The following is a 14,633-nucleotide window of genomic DNA, read 5'->3' on the forward strand; positions in this document are numbered from 1 at the left end:
CGACGCGCCATCGACTCCAGGCCGCGCTGGAGCGCCTGGTCGACGCCCGCCGGGTTGTCGTCGTAGCGGACGGTGAAGCGGTTGAAGGTGTCCTGGCCGGCCCGCAGGAAGCCGTCGCGCTGGTCGGCCTCCAGGATGACGTCCATGTGCCGGGGCCCGGCGATGAAGGTCAGCTCCAGCTCGGTGAAGTGGCTCCGCCAGGGGCCGCCCGCGTAGTACTCGATCTCCTGGAAGAACGGCATCGTCGACCCGTACAGGGTGCCCTTCTCCAGGTCGGCCTTCTTGAACCGGAAGCCCAGCCGGTCCAGCGCGTTGATCACGTACTCCTGGGCCGGCAGCGGGTTGACGAACAGCGGGTCCAGGTCGCCCTTGTCGAGCGCGCCGGCGAGCGCCAGCTCGGTGTGCACGCCGAGCCGCATGCCGTGCAGCGGGTGGCCGCCGATCGCGCTGATCGGCGTCTCCCACGGCACCGGGATCTCGAACGGCAGCTGGTGCTCGGCCCCGGAGGCCAGGTGCAGCGGGCCGGACACCTGCTGGCGCAGGAAGCTGTAGGTCGTCTTGTACTCGCTGTCGCCGGACTCGACCTCCACCACGGCCGTCAGGTCGACGGTGATGGCCTCCACCTTGTAGTCGGAGCCGCCGCCCCGGAAGTGGACCACCCCGCGCAGCAGCTCGCCGGGGCGCACGCTCGCGTTCGACAGGACCGTGTCCACTTCGACGCCCGCGCCGAACGCGGCCATCAGCTTGCGAAACACCATGAGGTTCTCTTTCCTATGCGTTCGGGGGTGGGGCCACGGGACGCTTGCCGTTGGCCGAGATCTGGGGGAGCAGCTGCGCCAGCAGCAGCGTGGAGAGCGCGGAGTCGCCGCCGCCCTGCTGGGTGCGGACCACCAGCGGCTGCGGGGCCTTCTCCGCGAGCGTGGCGCCCACGTCGAGGCGCTTGCGGGCCAGCTCGTACTGGAGCACGGCCCGGTTGTCGCGGTAGGACTCGGCCAGCCGCCGCAGCGCCTTGGCCTCGTTCTCGGCGGCGGTCAGCTCGGCGCGGCCGCGGGCCTCGATCTCCCAGCGCACCCGCTGCGCCTCGGTCTCCTGCTCCTCCAGCATCCGGGCGACGTCCTTGCGCGCGGTGTTGTGCGCGGCCTTGACCTCGACCACGCGGGCGTCGCGGGTCTTCTTGGCGCGCTCGATCTCCATGAGCAGGGTGTCGATGCGGCGCTTGCGCGTCAGCTCCCACTCGCGCTCGTACGCCTGGAGCTCCTTGGCCACCTTCTCGCGGGTGGACAGATGCTGCTGGTACTGGTCCGGGAGCTGGACGTCGGGGATGTTGGCGCCGGTGACGCGCACCCCGTAGCGGCCGAGCTGGCGGTTGAGCGCGTCCTGCATGTCGCCCACGTCCGAGCCGCGCAGGTCGTAGGCCCGCTCGGTCTGCACCTTGCGGCTGCGCTGCCGGATGGCGTCCTGCACGGCGCTGGACAGCACCAGGTCGAAGTTGCCCGCGCCGATCGTGCGGACGAACGCCACCGGGTCCACGATGCGGAACTTCAGGAAGAACTCGATCGACTTCAGCGGCACGTTCTCCGCCGTGGGGCAGGCCACGATCGGCGCCGAGTACGGGATCTCGGTCGAGGTGTCGACGACCGCGTCCACCCGGTCCCAGGGCAGCCACAGGTAGTGCCGGCCGGGCGGCAGCGTGGAGATGATGGCGCCCCAGCGGCTGCGCACCCCGGTGGTGCCCTCCTCGATCTCGATGATCGCTCGCCGCCACATCGTGAGCAGCGCGACGACCAGGAAGAACAGCGCGACCAGCGCGGCCGGGACGGTGAAGTCCGTCAGCACGGCCATGCCGGCGAAGTAGACGGCCAGGAAGATCAGGGTCATCCAGGTGAAGCCGCGCCGGTCCTTGGGGATGACGACGGGCACGAGCTGGCCCTGCTCGCCGCCGCGCAGCAGCTGGCGGATCTCCGACCAGGACGCCAGCGACTCCTTGATCTTCGAGAACTCGCGGCTCATCGGATCTCGACCCCCCTCGTGATCTCCGGCTCAGGCGCTTCCTGGACCTCGTCGGCCACCCTCTTCAGCAGCGCGTTGATCTCCGCCTCGCGGCCGGACACGCGGGTGCCGATCTGATGCAGCCGGTCGCGGATGGCGGCCATGTCCTCGGCCGTGAACAGCGCCGCCTCCTTGCCGCCGACCAGGCTCCGCGCCAGCTCCAGGAAGTCGATGTCGCTCTGCTCGCCGACGTGCACCACCTGCGGCAGCCGGTTGGCGACCGACTCCAGCTTGTCCAGCAGGTCCTGCTGGAAGCGGTAGTCGAGGATCTCCGGCGCCTCGGCCGCGCTCAGCGCCCGGATGTCCAGCGCCTGCGCCTCCAGCAGCGCCGAGTTGGCCTTGGCCTCGGACTCCGCCTCGACCAGGCGCTGCCTGGCCTGCGCGGTGGCCTGGTGGGTGGCCCGCTCCAGCGCGGTGTCCATGCGCGCCTGGTAGCCGGCGATCTCGGCCTGGATGGCGCTCAGCGTCTCCTGCAGCCCGGCGAGCTCCTTGACCAGGTCGCCCTCGTTCTGCTCCTTGCGCAGGTTCAGCTCGTACTCGTAGGTGTAGGCCTCCTTGGCCACCCGGACCATCTCGGGGGCGGCCAGGTCCATGCGGTACTCCTGGCTGGAGGGCTCGGCGTGGGTGATGTTCACGTCGGTGAGCCGCACCGCCGGCAGGAACTGCTGGTTGAGGCTGTCGAGCATGCCGACCGTGCTCTCGCCGACCAGGTCGTAGATGTCCTCCGCGCGCTGGGCGTAGATGAGGGAACGGGTGACCTCGCTGATGGCGTTCTGCAGCTTGGACTGGAAGCCGCTCACCGAGCCCAGCACGAAGATGAACTCGGCCGGGTTCTCGATCCTGAACTGCAGGAACAGGTCGACGCTCGCCTTGACGCCCTGCTGGGTCGGGGCCTCGCTGATGGGCGCGTTGAAGGGGTACTCGCGGGTGGTGTTGACGATGTAGCTGACCCGCTTCCACGGGTTGAACAGCGTCACCCGGCCCGGCTCGGCGATGTGCACCAGCTTGCCGAACTGGGTGATCAGCGCCTTGCAGCCCTCGGGCACCATCACCACGCTGCGCCGCCACCACAGGAACGCCGCGGCCAGCACCAGGACCACCCAGTAGTGGGGCCCGAAGAACAGGTCGGTGTTGGGGATGACGTTGCCGAGCGCGCCGATCAGGCCGAGCACCACCAGGATGATCAGCGGCACGATGACCTTGGCGGTGCCTCCCTTGGGGATCACCACGGGCGAGATGACGTGCATGCCGTTCTCGGCGAAGCTGCGGTTGACGATCTCGCCGGCCTCGTTGAGCGACGCGGTGCGGGCCTCGATCAGAGTGCCGACGGAGGCGCCCCCGTCACGGGCCGCGGCGAAGTCGTGGGGGTTGAGCGCGAACCCCTGGACCTGTCCCTGGCCGGCGTACTGACCGTACTGCTGCGCGGCCTGGCCCATCGCCTGGCCGGCGGCTTGACGGATGTTTCCTCCTTGGGCGACCGCTTGCGCTATGCCCTGGCCCGCCTGTCTGAGGGCCTCTCTGGGTCGTGACATCGCACCTTCCTTTGTCCGCTACAGGCGAATTCAGACCGTATCGGGTGCGACTTACTATCCGCTTGCATTGTTCTGTCGTACATCTATGGCGTTAGATAGTAGGTGTGCTATCAATGTAGTACACCTACTACAAAGGGGGATCGATGAGCGCCACCAGGGAGCTGGACGGTGACCTCAATGTGATGAAGGCGTCCGCCGCCATCGAGCTCTCCGGCCTGCGGATGAGCTACGGGACCAACGAGGTGCTGCGCGGGGTCGACTTCAGCGTCTCCCGCGGCGAGGTCGTCGCCCTGCTCGGGCCCAACGGCGCGGGCAAGACCACCACCATCGAGATCCTCGAAGGCTTCCGCGTGCCCTCTGGCGGTCACGTACGGGTCCTCGGGACCGAGCCGTCCTCGGGCGACGAGCGCTGGCGGGCGAGGCTCGGCGTCGTCCTGCAGTCCTGGCGCGACCACGGCAAGTGGCGGGTGCGACAGCTGCTCGAACACTTCGGCCGCCACTACGTCCCCTATGCCGCCGCCGGCCGTCCGCCGTTCGCGGTGGACGAGCTGCTGGAGGCCGTCGGCCTCACCCCGCACGCCGCCAAGCGGCTCAGCCGGCTCTCCGGCGGTCAGCGGCGCCGCCTCGACGTCGCCATCGGCATCGTGGGCCGGCCGGAGGTGCTCTTCCTGGACGAGCCCACCGCGGGATTCGACCCGCAGGCCCGCCGCGACTTCCACGACCTGGTCCATCGGCTGTCCGACCTCGACGACACCACGATCCTGCTCACCACGCACGATCTCGACGAGGCGGACAAGCTCGCCGACCGCATCCTCGTCCTGGCCGGCGGCAGAATCGCCGCCGACGGCAGCCCCGACAGCCTGGCCCGCCAGGTCTCCCGCGACGCCCAGATCCGGTGGAGCCGCGGCGGCGAGCACTTCGTGCACACCACCAGGGACGCCTCCGCCTTCGTCCGCGGCCTGTTCGAACAGCACGGCGACGAGATCGGCGACCTGGAGGTGCGCCGGGCGACGCTGGAGGACGCCTACATGGCGATCGTCAAGAGGGAGGAAGGATGAACCCGTCGCTGTTCGCGGCCCGCATCGGGCTGTCCAGAGGGTGGATCGAGTTCCGGCAGACCGTCACCAACGCCCAGGACCTCCTGTTCACGATCATCACCACCGGTGCGTTGGTCCTGACGCTGTACTTCCAGCGCGGCTCGACCGTGCCCGGGCTGGAGCTGTCCCTGGCCGCGGCCACCCTGCCCGGCCTGCTCGGCCTGAGCCTGGCCTTCAACGGGGTGATCGGAGCGGTCGGACGGCTGTCCGTCGAACGCGAGGACGGCACCCTGCTGCGTGCCAAGGCGCTGCCGCAGGGCATGCTCAGCTACCTCGTCGGCTGCGTCGTCTCGCTGTCACTGGCCGCGATCTGCGGTGTGGTCCTGGTCCTCGCCGCCGGGCTGTTCCTGGTGCCGGAGCTCGCCGGCGTCGGGCTCGGCGGCTGGCTCACCATCGGCTGGGTCACGGTGCTCGGGCTCACGGCCACACTGCCGTGGGGCGCCGTCATCGGCTCGTTCGCCAGGAGCCCTCAGGCCGCCACCGGCCTGTCCATGCTCACCTTCGGCGGCGTCGCCGCCGTCTCCGGCATCTTCTACCCCATCACCGCGCTGGCCGGCTGGCTCCAGGTCGTCGGACAGGCGTTCCCGGTCTACTGGCTGGGCCTCGGCATGCGCTCGGCGCTGCTGCCCGACGCGGCCGCGGCCGCCGAGCTGACCGGGTCCTGGCGGCCCTGGCAGACCCTCGCCGTACTGCTCGCCTGGTCCGTCGCCGGGCTGCTGCTCGCACCGCCGATCCTGCGGCGGATGGCCAGGCGCGAGACCGGATCCCTCATGCAGGCGCGGCGCGAACGGGCGTCGCAGCGGATCGGCTGAGAAGATGGGCGACGATGAGCGAGACCGTCTACAACCGCATCGCGCTCCTGCGCGCCGAGCGCGGCGTCACCCGCAGGCAGCTCGCCGACGCGCTGGGCGTCCACTACCAGACGATCGGCTACCTGGAGCGGGGTGAGTACAGCCCCAGCCTCTACCTGGCGCTGCGCATCGCAGACCACTTCGGCGTGCCCGTCGAGGTGGTCTTCTCCACCACGCCGTTCCCGCGGATCGGCGAGCGATCGGCCTGACGGTTCTGTCGGTGGCTGCGCCTACAGTGGGCAGTATGCGTCCGGTCACAGATTTGCAGCGGAAGGTGGCGCCGTTCGAGGTCGTCACCGAGATGACTCCCTCGGGCGACCAGCCGACGGCCATCGCCGAGCTGGAGCGCCGCGTCAAGGCCGGGGTGAAGGACAGCGTGCTGCTCGGCGCCACCGGCACCGGCAAGACCGCCACCATCGCGTGGCTGATCGAGCGCCTGCAGCGGCCGGCCCTGGTCATGCAGCCCAACAAGACGCTCGCCGCCCAGTTCGCCAACGAGCTGCGCGAGATGCTGCCCAACAACGCGGTCGAGTACTTCGTCTCCTACTACGACTACTACCAGCCCGAGGCGTACGTCCCGCAGAGCGACACCTACATCGAGAAGGACTCCTCGATCAACGACGAGGTCGAGCGGCTGCGCCACTCGGCGACCAACTCGCTGCTCACCCGCCGCGACACCGTCGTGGTCGCCTCGGTGTCGTGCATCTACGGCCTCGGCACGCCGCAGGAGTACGTCGACCGGATGGCCCGGCTCCGCGTCGGCATGGACATCGACCGCGACCGGCTGCTGCGCCGCCTCGTCGACATGCAGTACACCCGCAACGACGTCGCCTTCACCCGGGGCACCTTCCGGGTGCGCGGCGACACCATCGAGATCATCCCCAAGTACGAAGAGCTCGCCGTCCGCATCGAGATGTTCGGTGACGAGATCGAGAAGCTGTCGACCATGCACCCGCTCACCGGCGAGGTCATCACCGAGGACGAGGAGCTCTACATCTTCCCCGCCTCCCACTACGTGGCGGGCGAGGAGCGGATGTCCGCCGCCGTCGCCGGCATCGAGGCCGAGCTGGCCGACCGGCTCGCCGAGCTGGAGCGGCAGGGCAAGCTGCTGGAGGCGCAGCGGCTGCGCATGCGCACCACCTACGACATCGAGATGATGCGCCAGATCGGCACCTGCTCCGGCATCGAGAACTACTCGCGGCACATGGACGGCCGCGAGGCCGGCAGCGCGCCCAACACGCTGCTCGACTACTTCCCCGAGGACTTCCTGCTGGTGCTCGACGAGTCCCACCAGACCGTCCCGCAGATCGGCGCCATGTACGAAGGCGACGCCTCCCGCAAGCGCACCCTCGTCGACCACGGCTTCCGGCTGCCGTCCGCGCTCGACAACCGGCCGCTGAAGTGGGAGGAGTTCCTGGAGCGGATCGGGCAGACCGTCTACCTGTCCGCCACCCCCGGGCCCTACGAGCTGGGCCGGGTCAAGGGCGACGTCGTCGAGCAGGTCATCCGGCCCACCGGACTGGTCGACCCCGAGGTCGTGGTCAAGCCGACCAAGGGGCAGATCGACGACCTCGTCCACGAGATCCGCGAGCGGGCCGAGCGTGACGAGCGGGTGCTCGTGACCACGCTGACCAAGAAGATGGCCGAGGACCTCACCGACTACCTGCTGGAGCTCGGCATCCGGGTCCGCTACCTGCACAGCGAGGTCGACACGCTGCGCCGCATCGAGCTGCTGCGGGAGCTGCGCACCGGCGAGTTCGACGTGCTCGTCGGCATCAACCTGCTGCGTGAGGGGCTCGACCTGCCCGAGGTGTCGCTGGTCGCCATCCTCGACGCCGACAAGGAGGGCTTCCTGCGGTCCGAGACGTCCCTCATCCAGACGATCGGGCGCGCGGCGCGTAACGTGTCCGGACAGGTCCACATGTACGCCGACAAGGTCACGCCGTCGATGGAGCGGGCCATCGACGAGACCAACCGGCGGCGGGCCAAGCAGGTCGCCTACAACAAGGCCAAGGGGATCGATCCGCAGCCTCTGCGTAAGAAGATCGCCGACATTCTCGACTCCCTCCAGCGGGAGGACGCCGACACCTGGCAGCTCATGGGCGGCGGGCGGTCCCAGTCCCGGGGCAAGGCGCCGGTGCCGGGGTTCACGGGGGCCAAGGCGGGGCAGCACGCCAAGGCGATCGCGGGGGAGATGCCTCGGGCGCAGATGGAGTCGTTGATCGACTCGTTGACCGAGCAGATGCATCAGGCGGCTGCCGACCTGCAGTTCGAGGTGGCGGCTCGGCTTCGTGACGAGATCAAGGAGCTCAAGCGGGAGCTTCGGGACATGCGCGAAGCCGGGGTTCGCTGACTTTTGGCCCCTGTGGGGCTTTTCGGTCTTTGCGGTGCTTCTGGCGGCCTTTCCGGCCTTTGTGTCGCTGCGGTGGGCGGCCGTCTAGTGCCGCTGCGGTGGGCGGGCGACCCGGCCTCGCGCGATTGCCCGGGGTCTGGTGATCTTCGCCTTCGGCGTGGGCCGGGCGCGGGGGTACCTGGCACGGTCTTAACTCGGCCGGGTCGCCCGCCCACCTCCGCTTGTCCCTCTCCGCTCGTCCGGCTCGTGCCGTAGCGCCGGTTGCCGTCTTCACGGCTGGGTTTCGCCGTTGCTGAAGCTCTGCTTCGGCTCGTCCGCGGTTGGCGCGTTCCTTCCTTCGAGGTCGTGTGGGTGTTCGTGGAGGCTTATGCGTGCTGAGTGCCTGTCGGGGGGCGTCCGGCGGAGCGGCGGGGGCTACGGTCAGATACCTTGCCGGGTATGCGGCGGTGTGGGGGATGTGGGGTGTGGGAGCCGGGCGGGGCGCCGGGGTGCGGGCAGTGTGCTCGGGTGGTGGATGAGGTGGTCGAGGAGGGGTGGAGGGCGTTCGTCCGGCGGGAGTTCGGGGCGCTGTCCGCGAAGGAGGAGCGGGAGGTCGCCGAGCTGGTGATCGACGAGCTCGACCGGCATCTCTGGCGGGTCGTTGATGCCGCCTATGACCGGTTGGTCTGCGGGGAGTGCGGGGGAGCGCTCAGCCGGGGGCCCGCCGGGTGCGCCGCGTGTGATCGGGCGCATGGTTACCGGTACGCGGCGGTCGAGGTGGATCGGCCGGGGGTGGTGCCGGGGAACGAACATGCGCTGCGGGTGAACGTGTCGGTGGTGCGGCGGCCGTACGGGATCTCGGCGAAAGAGCTGCTGGCGCGGCGGTTGTCGCTGCCGATCCTGCTGGAAGGACATCTGCCGACCGTCGAACAGGCGCAGGCGGCCCGGGCCATCCTCACCAAGGGTGGATCGGCGGAGGAGTACGCGGCCTTCATCTACCACGAGTGGAGCTAGCGGGGCCGCCTCAGCGCCTGACCTTGTCCAGGTCGAGATCGAGGTCGACGGGGAAGCCGATGTCGGTGCGCAGCCGGCCGCGATGGATGCCGGTCGGCGAATAGGCCTTGACGGAGGGCTCCAGCTCGAAGGTGTAGGCGACGGGGCGGTCGTCCTCCAGCTCGATGCGCCAGAAGTGTTGGATACCCGCGCTCGCGTACTTGCTCGGCTTCGTGGTGCGGTCTCGGTCGCGGGACTCCTCGGAGACCACCTCGACCACCAGATGGACGTCTGCCGGCTTGAAGGTGGTGATGCCGAACTGCTGGGCGGCGGCGGCCTTCACCAGCATGATGTCCGGCTCGGGGCGCTGGCGCAGGCCCAGCGTCACGCTCATCTCCCGGATGACGACGAGGTGCTCGGGAGGGCGGAGCTCCCTTTCCAGCAGCCTGAGAACGAGCATGTGGAACATCGTCTGGGGCGACATCATGATGAGCCCGCCATCGATCAGTTCGACGTGCGGGGGCGCGTCGGGGGGGAGGTGATCGAGCATGTCGGCGGTCCAGCCGCCCGGAGGGCCGGGGTAGAACCATTCCGGAAAGGCTGAGGTCATGACGACGCCTCCTCGGAGATGTGACCCTGCGCAATCATGATGCCACAGTGGGTGGTGTCAGTGCTGCTCTCTGCGCTCCTGCATGGTCTTGCGGTAGAGGTCGTCGATCTCCTGGAGGGGGTCGGGGGCCGGGCGGCGGGCCTCGATCTCCAGGTCGGTGCGGGTGCTCAGGTCATCGAGGCCGGTGGCCGAGTGCTGGACCTGGTCGCTGAGGAGGTCGGCGCGGATGCGGGCGCACATGGCCGTCAGCTTGGCCTGGTGCTCGCGCAGCCGGCCGAGGGTGACGTGGTCGATGTAGGGGGAGACGCGGGCCTGCTGGGCGTACATGCCGAGCTGGCCGTCGTGCACGTCGGCCTGGGCCGTCAGGTCGGCCAGGAGGCGGGGCAGGTCGCCGAGGCCCCAGCCCTGGCGCTGGGCCTGCTCGACCGCCTGGCGGGTCAGCGAGACCTCGCGGCGCAGGTCGAGGCGGAGGCGCTCGACCTCGGCGGCGTCGCCGGTGCCCATGGCGTTGACGTGCGTGGTCAGCCGGGTGGTGGCCTCTCTCGCCTTGACCGCGGCCTTCTTGCCGACCTTGACCAGCAGGTAGACGCCGACCCCGGCGATCAGCAGCAGGAACGCCAGGATGACCAGCACGATCATGAGGAACTCGCCGATCGGGGACACCTCCTGTGTGGGGCTCTTGTTTCGAGGATAGTGCCCCGGCGGCGGTGTGAGAGGCCCGGCAGCGGGGTGAATGCTGCCGGGCCTTCGTCATGCGGGCGCGGGTCGGGGGCCTCAGTGCGCCCGCATGGGGTCGGGCCCGCCCTGAGGGCGGACGCCGGTCCGACGGTACGGAACGGGGGAAGGGGGACGCGTCCGCCTGGCGGGTGTTGACGGGCGGCCGCCGTCCCGCTACCGGTCAAGGCCGGCCCGGCGGCGGGCGCGACGTCGGCGGACCTTTTTGATCACCCACCAGGCGAGCACGGCCAGGAGGATCAGGGCGACGATCACCAGGACAGGCGCGAAGACCGCCACCAGGCTCAGGCCGAGGGCGCCGCCGTCCTCGGCGACGCTGGCCACCGGGGCGCCGGCGCCGGCCGTGGTGGCGTTGACCACCGGCCGGGCGGTGGTCTTGAGCAGGTGGACGGCGAGTGCCATGACGACGCCGAGCACCCAGCCCAGCCAGGGGTTCTCCGCCATCCAGGTCGAGCTGTCGAGCTCGGCGGCCGCGGCGGTGGCGCTGAACACCACGCCGCCGGACGCCGGCCGGACCGCTGTCTGGATCAGGTCGTTCACCGTGTCCACGGCCGGGATCTTGTCGAGCACGAACTCGGCGGCCAGGAGGACCGCGATCACTGCGAGCACGCCCCAGTGGGACAGCCAGGCGTAGCCGTCGGGTAATTTCACCGCGTCGGTGAAGTTGGCGAGCACGCCCACGACCAGTAGCGGGATATAGGCGTTGAGCCCGGCGGCGGTGGACAGGCCGAGACCGGTCAGAGTCGCGAACATGGCTCTAGTCTGCCCGGGCGGCCTCGTCCATGAGGGCCGAGAGCCCGGGGCCGGTGAACTCGGCGACGGCGCGCTCGTACTTCTCCATCCCCCACGACCAGAAGTCGAAGTCGAGCGACTCGTTCGCGCCGTCCTGGATGGACGCCCACAGGGTCCAGCCGTACTTGGCCATCAGACCCAGCAGCCGGGCGCGCGCGATCTTGTGGCGCAGGCGGCGGCCGTAGTAGGCGGTCACCAACTCCTCCAGCTGGTCGGGTGACAGGCCGGACTCGCTGCACAGGTTGCCCAGCTCGAAGCAGGGGTCGTTGTTGCCGGCGTACTCGTAGTCGATCAGCCACAGACGGCGGCCGTCGTCGATGATGTTGCCGGCCAGCAGGTCGTTGTTGCACGGCACCGTCGCTTCCCGCCGCACTTGCAGACTTTTCTGGATCTGGGCTACGAGCGGCATGAAGTCCAGGTAGCGGGCCGGCAGCCGGAACCCGCGCTCCCGCACCACCGCCAGATAGCGCCGCTGCACGTCGAACATGTCGAAGTCGCGGGGGAAGCGCGGGCCCGCGTGCAGCCGCCGGCACACCTCTGCCACCCGGGGCAGGTTCGCCGGGTCGCGCACGTCGGCCTCGGTGAAGGTGCGGCCCGGGATGAACCCCACCACCAGCCCCTCGCCCGGCAGGTAGGCGTGGACCGGCGCGCCGACCCCGGCCTCGGCGGCGGCCAGCGTCGCCAGGTGCTCGGCGTCCCTGTCGATGTGCAGCAGCGAGCCCTCGCTGCCGAACACCCGCACCACGTACGCGCCGCCGTCGGTGGTCACCTTGAAGTTGCGGTTGGTCATCCCGCCGGGCAGTTCCTCGACGGAGCGGGGCATGCCGGACAGCAGGGGGATGCGGTCGATGAGCTCGAGCACGGCCATGGTCGATGCTAAGCCGACGTCTCCTAAACGGTCTAGACCTTTTGGTTCGGCGAAGGTTAGCCTCGCCGCATGAGCGACTCCGCCCGCATCGTGATCATCGGAGGTGGCGTCGGCGGCGCCTCCGTCGCCTACCACCTGACCCTGCTCGGCGAGCGGGACGTGGTCCTGCTCGACCGCGACGAGCTCACCAGCGGCTCCACCTTCCACTCGGCCGGCCTGGTCGGTCAGCTGCGCGCCGACCCGACGCTGACCAGGATGAACCAGTACTCCGTCGAGCTCTACCGGACCCTCGACGCGGGCTGGACCGAATGCGGCGGCATCAAGCTGGCCTCCACCCCCGAGCGCATGGCCGAGATCCGCCGCCAGATCGGCTGGGCGCGCACGTTCGGCCTGCCGCTGGAGGAGATCTCCGTCGCCGAGGCGGCCGAACTGTTCCCGCTGATGAGCACCGAGGGCGTGGTCGGCGCCGCCTACCTGCCCACCGACGGCCAGATCGACCCTTCCCGGCTGTGCTACGCGCTGGCGGCCGGGGCCAGGCGGGGCGGGGCGCGCGTCCGTACCCGGACCAGGGTGATCGGCCTGGACGTCAGGGACGGGCGCGTGCGCGGGGTGCGCACCGACCAGGGCGACCTCGACTGCGAGATCGTCGTCAACTGCGGCGGCATGTTCGCCGCCGAGATCGGCCGGATGGCCGGCGTGCGCGTGCCGATCGTGCCGATGTCCCACCAGTACGTGGTCACCGACGGCTTCCACGAGCACCGGAACCTGCCCACGCTGCGCGACCCCGACCTGCTCGTCTACTACCGGCAGGAGGTCAGCGGGCTGGTCATGGGCGGGTACGAGCGCGACTGCGCCCCCTGGACGGCCACGGCCGCCTCCTACGACGCGATCCCCGCGGACTTCAACGGCAGGCTGCTGCCCGAGGACTGGCCGAGGCTGGAGGAGATCTTCGACAACTCCCGGGTCAGGGTGCCGGCCATGGCCGACGTGGGCGTCCGCAAGCTGATCAACGGGCCGGAGGCGTTCACCCCGGACAACGAGTTCTGCCTGGGCGAGACCGAGGTCGGCGGGTTCTACGTGGCGGCCGGGTTCTGCGCGCACGGCATCGCGGGCGCGGGCGGCATCGGCAAGGTGATGGCCGAGTGGATCGTCGAGGGTGAGCCGTCCATGGACCTGTGGCACATGGACATCCGCCGGTTCGGCGCCCCGTACCGCTCGCCGTCCTACACGCTCGCCCGCGCGGTGGAGAACTACGAGACGTACTACGACATCCGCTACCCCGGCGACGAGCGGCGGGCGGGCCGGCCGCTGCGGCTCTCACCCGCGTACTCCTGGCACCGCGAGCACGGCGCGGTGTTCGGCGAGAAGTCCGGCTGGGAGCGGGTCAACCACTACGGGGCCGGCACGGACGAGCGGGACGGGCCGGACGAGCGGCCGCGAGGGTGGGCCGGGCGCAACTGGTCGCCCGCAGTCGGAGCCGAGCACCGGGCCACCCGCGAGGCCGCAGGGCTGTTCGACGAGAGCTCGTTCGCCAAGATCGAGGTGACCGGGCCGGACGCCGCCGACCTGCTGGAATGGGTCTGCGACAACCGGGTCGCCCGCGCGGTCGGCGCGATCACCTACACCCAGGCGCTCAACCGGCGCGGCGGCATCGAGTGCGACTTCACCGTCACCCGGCGCGGCGAGCGGGAGTTCCTGGTCGTCACCGGCACCGCGTTCGGCTCGCACGACCTCGGCTGGCTGCGCAAGCAGGCCCGGCTGCGCGGCGCCGACGTGCGGATCGCCGACGTGACCGGGCAGTACGCCTGCTTCGCGCTGTGGGGGCCGCGCGCCCGCGACATCCTCGGCGCGCTCACCCCCGGCCCGCTGGACTTCCCGTTCATGAGCTCCCGCGAGCTGACCGTGGGCGACGTGCCGGTGCTGGCGCTGCGGGTGACGTTCGTCGGCGAGCTGGGCTGGGAGCTCTACTGCTCCAGCGAGTACGGGCTCGCGCTGTGGGAGACGCTGTGGCGGGCGGGCGAGCCGCACGGCCTGCGGGCCTGCGGCTACAAGGCCATCGACAGCCTCCGCCTGGAGAAGGGCTACCGCGTGTGGGGCGCCGACATCGGCCCCGAGACGACGCCGTACGAGGCCGGGCTGGGATTCTGCGTCAAGATGGACAAGGAGTTCCTCGGCAGGGAGGCCCTCGACCCGCGGCCGTCGCGCCGGCTGCGCTGCGTCACGCTCGGCGACCCGCGCGCCGTGGCGCTCGGCAACGAGCCGGTGCGGGTCGACGGCGAGGTGGCCGCCCGCGTCACCTCCGGCGGCTACGGCTACACCGTCGGGTCCTCCATCGCCTACGCCTACCTGGAGGCCGAGCCGGGCACCAAGGTCGAGATCGAGGTGGAGGGCACGTGGGTGCCCGGCACCGTGGTCAAGGAGCCGCTGTGGGATCCGGCGGGGGAGCGGGTGCGCTGACCCCGGACCGTACCGAGATCCGCACCCGGTCGGGCCGGAACAGGTCGTGGGCGTGCTCGACCGGGGTGCCGTCGCCGGCGTAGGCGGTGCGCTCGATCCGCATGAGCGGCGCGCCCGGCTCGATGCCGAGCTCCGCCGCCTCCTCCGGGGTCGCGATCACCGGGTCGAGATGCTCCAGCGCGGTGCGCGGCGCCAGGTCGTAGCGCTCGGCCAGCAGCGCGTACAGCGAACCCGACAGGTCCTCCTCCAGGAAACCGGGCAGCTCGGGGAAGAACGAGCGCTCCAGCGCGACCGGCGAGCGGCCCGCCGAGCGCACC

General features: G+C 70.4%; 14 protein-coding genes. 6 read left to right on the top strand and 8 right to left on the bottom strand.

Annotated elements, in window-relative coordinates; genetic code table 11:
- The 3 genes from OUY22_RS30760 to OUY22_RS30770 all read right to left on the bottom strand — a co-directional run.
- Nucleotides 1-758: sporulation protein (locus OUY22_RS30760; RefSeq protein WP_270158727.1), on the bottom strand; the 758-nt coding region annotated here is incomplete at its 3' end.
- A gap of 13 nt (nt 759-771) precedes the next feature.
- Complete coding sequence (locus OUY22_RS30765) at nt 772-2,010, bottom strand: SPFH domain-containing protein (protein ID WP_270158728.1); 1,239 nt, start codon at nt 2,008-2,010, stop codon at nt 772-774.
- Nucleotides 2,007-3,581 (bottom strand): SPFH domain-containing protein, encoded by a 1,575-nt coding sequence (locus OUY22_RS30770; protein WP_270158729.1) that lies wholly within the window; start codon nt 3,579-3,581, stop codon nt 2,007-2,009. Before OUY22_RS30770 ends, OUY22_RS30765 begins: the two co-directional genes overlap by 4 nt.
- Before the next feature lie 143 nt (nt 3,582-3,724).
- Between OUY22_RS30770 and OUY22_RS30775 the strand changes: the two genes are divergently transcribed.
- From OUY22_RS30775 to OUY22_RS30795, 5 genes are all read left to right on the top strand, one after another.
- A complete protein-coding gene (locus tag OUY22_RS30775; RefSeq protein ID WP_270158730.1) occupies nt 3,725-4,639 on the top strand; it encodes an ABC transporter ATP-binding protein in 915 nt (304 codons plus the stop codon).
- Nucleotides 4,636-5,490: an ABC transporter permease gene (locus tag OUY22_RS30780; protein WP_270158731.1), complete on the top strand. Its 855-nt coding sequence runs from the start codon at nt 4,636-4,638 to the stop codon at nt 5,488-5,490. Before OUY22_RS30775 ends, OUY22_RS30780 begins: the two co-directional genes overlap by 4 nt.
- Before the next feature lie 14 nt (nt 5,491-5,504).
- Nucleotides 5,505-5,738: a helix-turn-helix transcriptional regulator gene (locus OUY22_RS30785; protein ID WP_270158732.1), complete on the top strand. Its 234-nt coding sequence runs from the start codon at nt 5,505-5,507 to the stop codon at nt 5,736-5,738.
- Between the two features lie 35 nt (nt 5,739-5,773).
- The gene (gene uvrB, locus OUY22_RS30790) at nt 5,774-7,882 is read left to right on the top strand and encodes an excinuclease ABC subunit UvrB (RefSeq protein ID WP_270158733.1); all 2,109 of its coding nucleotides are present in this window, start codon (nt 5,774-5,776) and stop codon (nt 7,880-7,882) included.
- 510 nt (nt 7,883-8,392) lie between these two features.
- On the top strand, nt 8,393-8,875 hold the full coding sequence (locus OUY22_RS30795; protein ID WP_270158734.1) for a hypothetical protein: 483 nt from the start codon (nt 8,393-8,395) through the stop codon (nt 8,873-8,875).
- A 10-nt stretch (nt 8,876-8,885) separates the two neighbouring features.
- Here OUY22_RS30795 and OUY22_RS30800 read toward each other — a convergent pair whose 3' ends face one another.
- From OUY22_RS30800 to OUY22_RS30815, 4 genes are all read right to left on the bottom strand, one after another.
- Nucleotides 8,886-9,464, bottom strand: coding sequence for a Uma2 family endonuclease (locus tag OUY22_RS30800; protein WP_270158735.1), 579 nt, complete (start codon nt 9,462-9,464; stop codon nt 8,886-8,888).
- A gap of 57 nt (nt 9,465-9,521) precedes the next feature.
- Entirely contained in the window at nt 9,522-10,127 is a 606-nt protein-coding gene (locus OUY22_RS30805; protein ID WP_270158736.1) for a hypothetical protein, read from the bottom strand.
- Nucleotides 10,128-10,355: 228 nt separating this feature from the next.
- On the bottom strand, nt 10,356-10,952 hold the full coding sequence (locus OUY22_RS30810; RefSeq protein WP_270158737.1) for a DUF4126 domain-containing protein: 597 nt from the start codon (nt 10,950-10,952) through the stop codon (nt 10,356-10,358).
- Between the two features lie 4 nt (nt 10,953-10,956).
- On the bottom strand, nt 10,957-11,859 hold the full coding sequence (locus tag OUY22_RS30815) for a choline/ethanolamine kinase family protein (protein ID WP_270158738.1): 903 nt from the start codon (nt 11,857-11,859) through the stop codon (nt 10,957-10,959).
- A 69-nt stretch (nt 11,860-11,928) separates the two neighbouring features.
- Here OUY22_RS30815 and OUY22_RS30820 point away from each other — a divergent pair, with 69 nt between their 5' ends.
- Nucleotides 11,929-14,316, top strand: coding sequence for a GcvT family protein (locus OUY22_RS30820; RefSeq protein WP_270158740.1), 2,388 nt, complete (start codon nt 11,929-11,931; stop codon nt 14,314-14,316).
- Here OUY22_RS30820 and OUY22_RS30825 read toward each other — a convergent pair.
- A partial coding sequence (locus tag OUY22_RS30825) for a GntR family transcriptional regulator (protein WP_270158741.1) occupies nt 14,273-14,633 on the bottom strand: 361 nt, incomplete at its 5' end. The two genes, OUY22_RS30820 and OUY22_RS30825, sit on opposite strands and share 44 nt — an antisense overlap.

It is taken from the genome of Nonomuraea corallina (assembly GCF_027620315.1).
GTDB classification, from domain to species: domain Bacteria; phylum Actinomycetota; class Actinomycetes; order Streptosporangiales; family Streptosporangiaceae; genus Nonomuraea; species Nonomuraea corallina.

Excerpts from the sequence above, each read along its gene's own strand:
- OUY22_RS30765 (WP_270158728.1), bottom strand. The coding sequence starts at position 2,010 with ATGAGCCGCGAGTTCTCGAAGATCAAGGAGTCGCTGGCGTCCTGGTCG.
- OUY22_RS30770 (WP_270158729.1), bottom strand. The coding sequence starts at position 3,581 with ATGTCACGACCCAGAGAGGCCCTCAGACAGGCGGGCCAGGGCATAGCG.
- OUY22_RS30775 (WP_270158730.1), top strand. The coding sequence starts at position 3,725 with ATGAGCGCCACCAGGGAGCTGGACGGTGACCTCAATGTGATGAAGGCG.
- OUY22_RS30780 (WP_270158731.1), top strand. The coding sequence starts at position 4,636 with ATGAACCCGTCGCTGTTCGCGGCCCGCATCGGGCTGTCCAGAGGGTGG.
- OUY22_RS30785 (WP_270158732.1), top strand. The coding sequence starts at position 5,505 with ATGAGCGAGACCGTCTACAACCGCATCGCGCTCCTGCGCGCCGAGCGC.
- uvrB (WP_270158733.1), top strand. The coding sequence starts at position 5,774 with ATGCGTCCGGTCACAGATTTGCAGCGGAAGGTGGCGCCGTTCGAGGTC.
- OUY22_RS30800 (WP_270158735.1), bottom strand. The coding sequence starts at position 9,464 with ATGACCTCAGCCTTTCCGGAATGGTTCTACCCCGGCCCTCCGGGCGGC.
- OUY22_RS30810 (WP_270158737.1), bottom strand. The coding sequence starts at position 10,952 with ATGTTCGCGACTCTGACCGGTCTCGGCCTGTCCACCGCCGCCGGGCTC.
- OUY22_RS30815 (WP_270158738.1), bottom strand. The coding sequence starts at position 11,859 with ATGGCCGTGCTCGAGCTCATCGACCGCATCCCCCTGCTGTCCGGCATG.
- OUY22_RS30820 (WP_270158740.1), top strand. The coding sequence starts at position 11,929 with ATGAGCGACTCCGCCCGCATCGTGATCATCGGAGGTGGCGTCGGCGGC.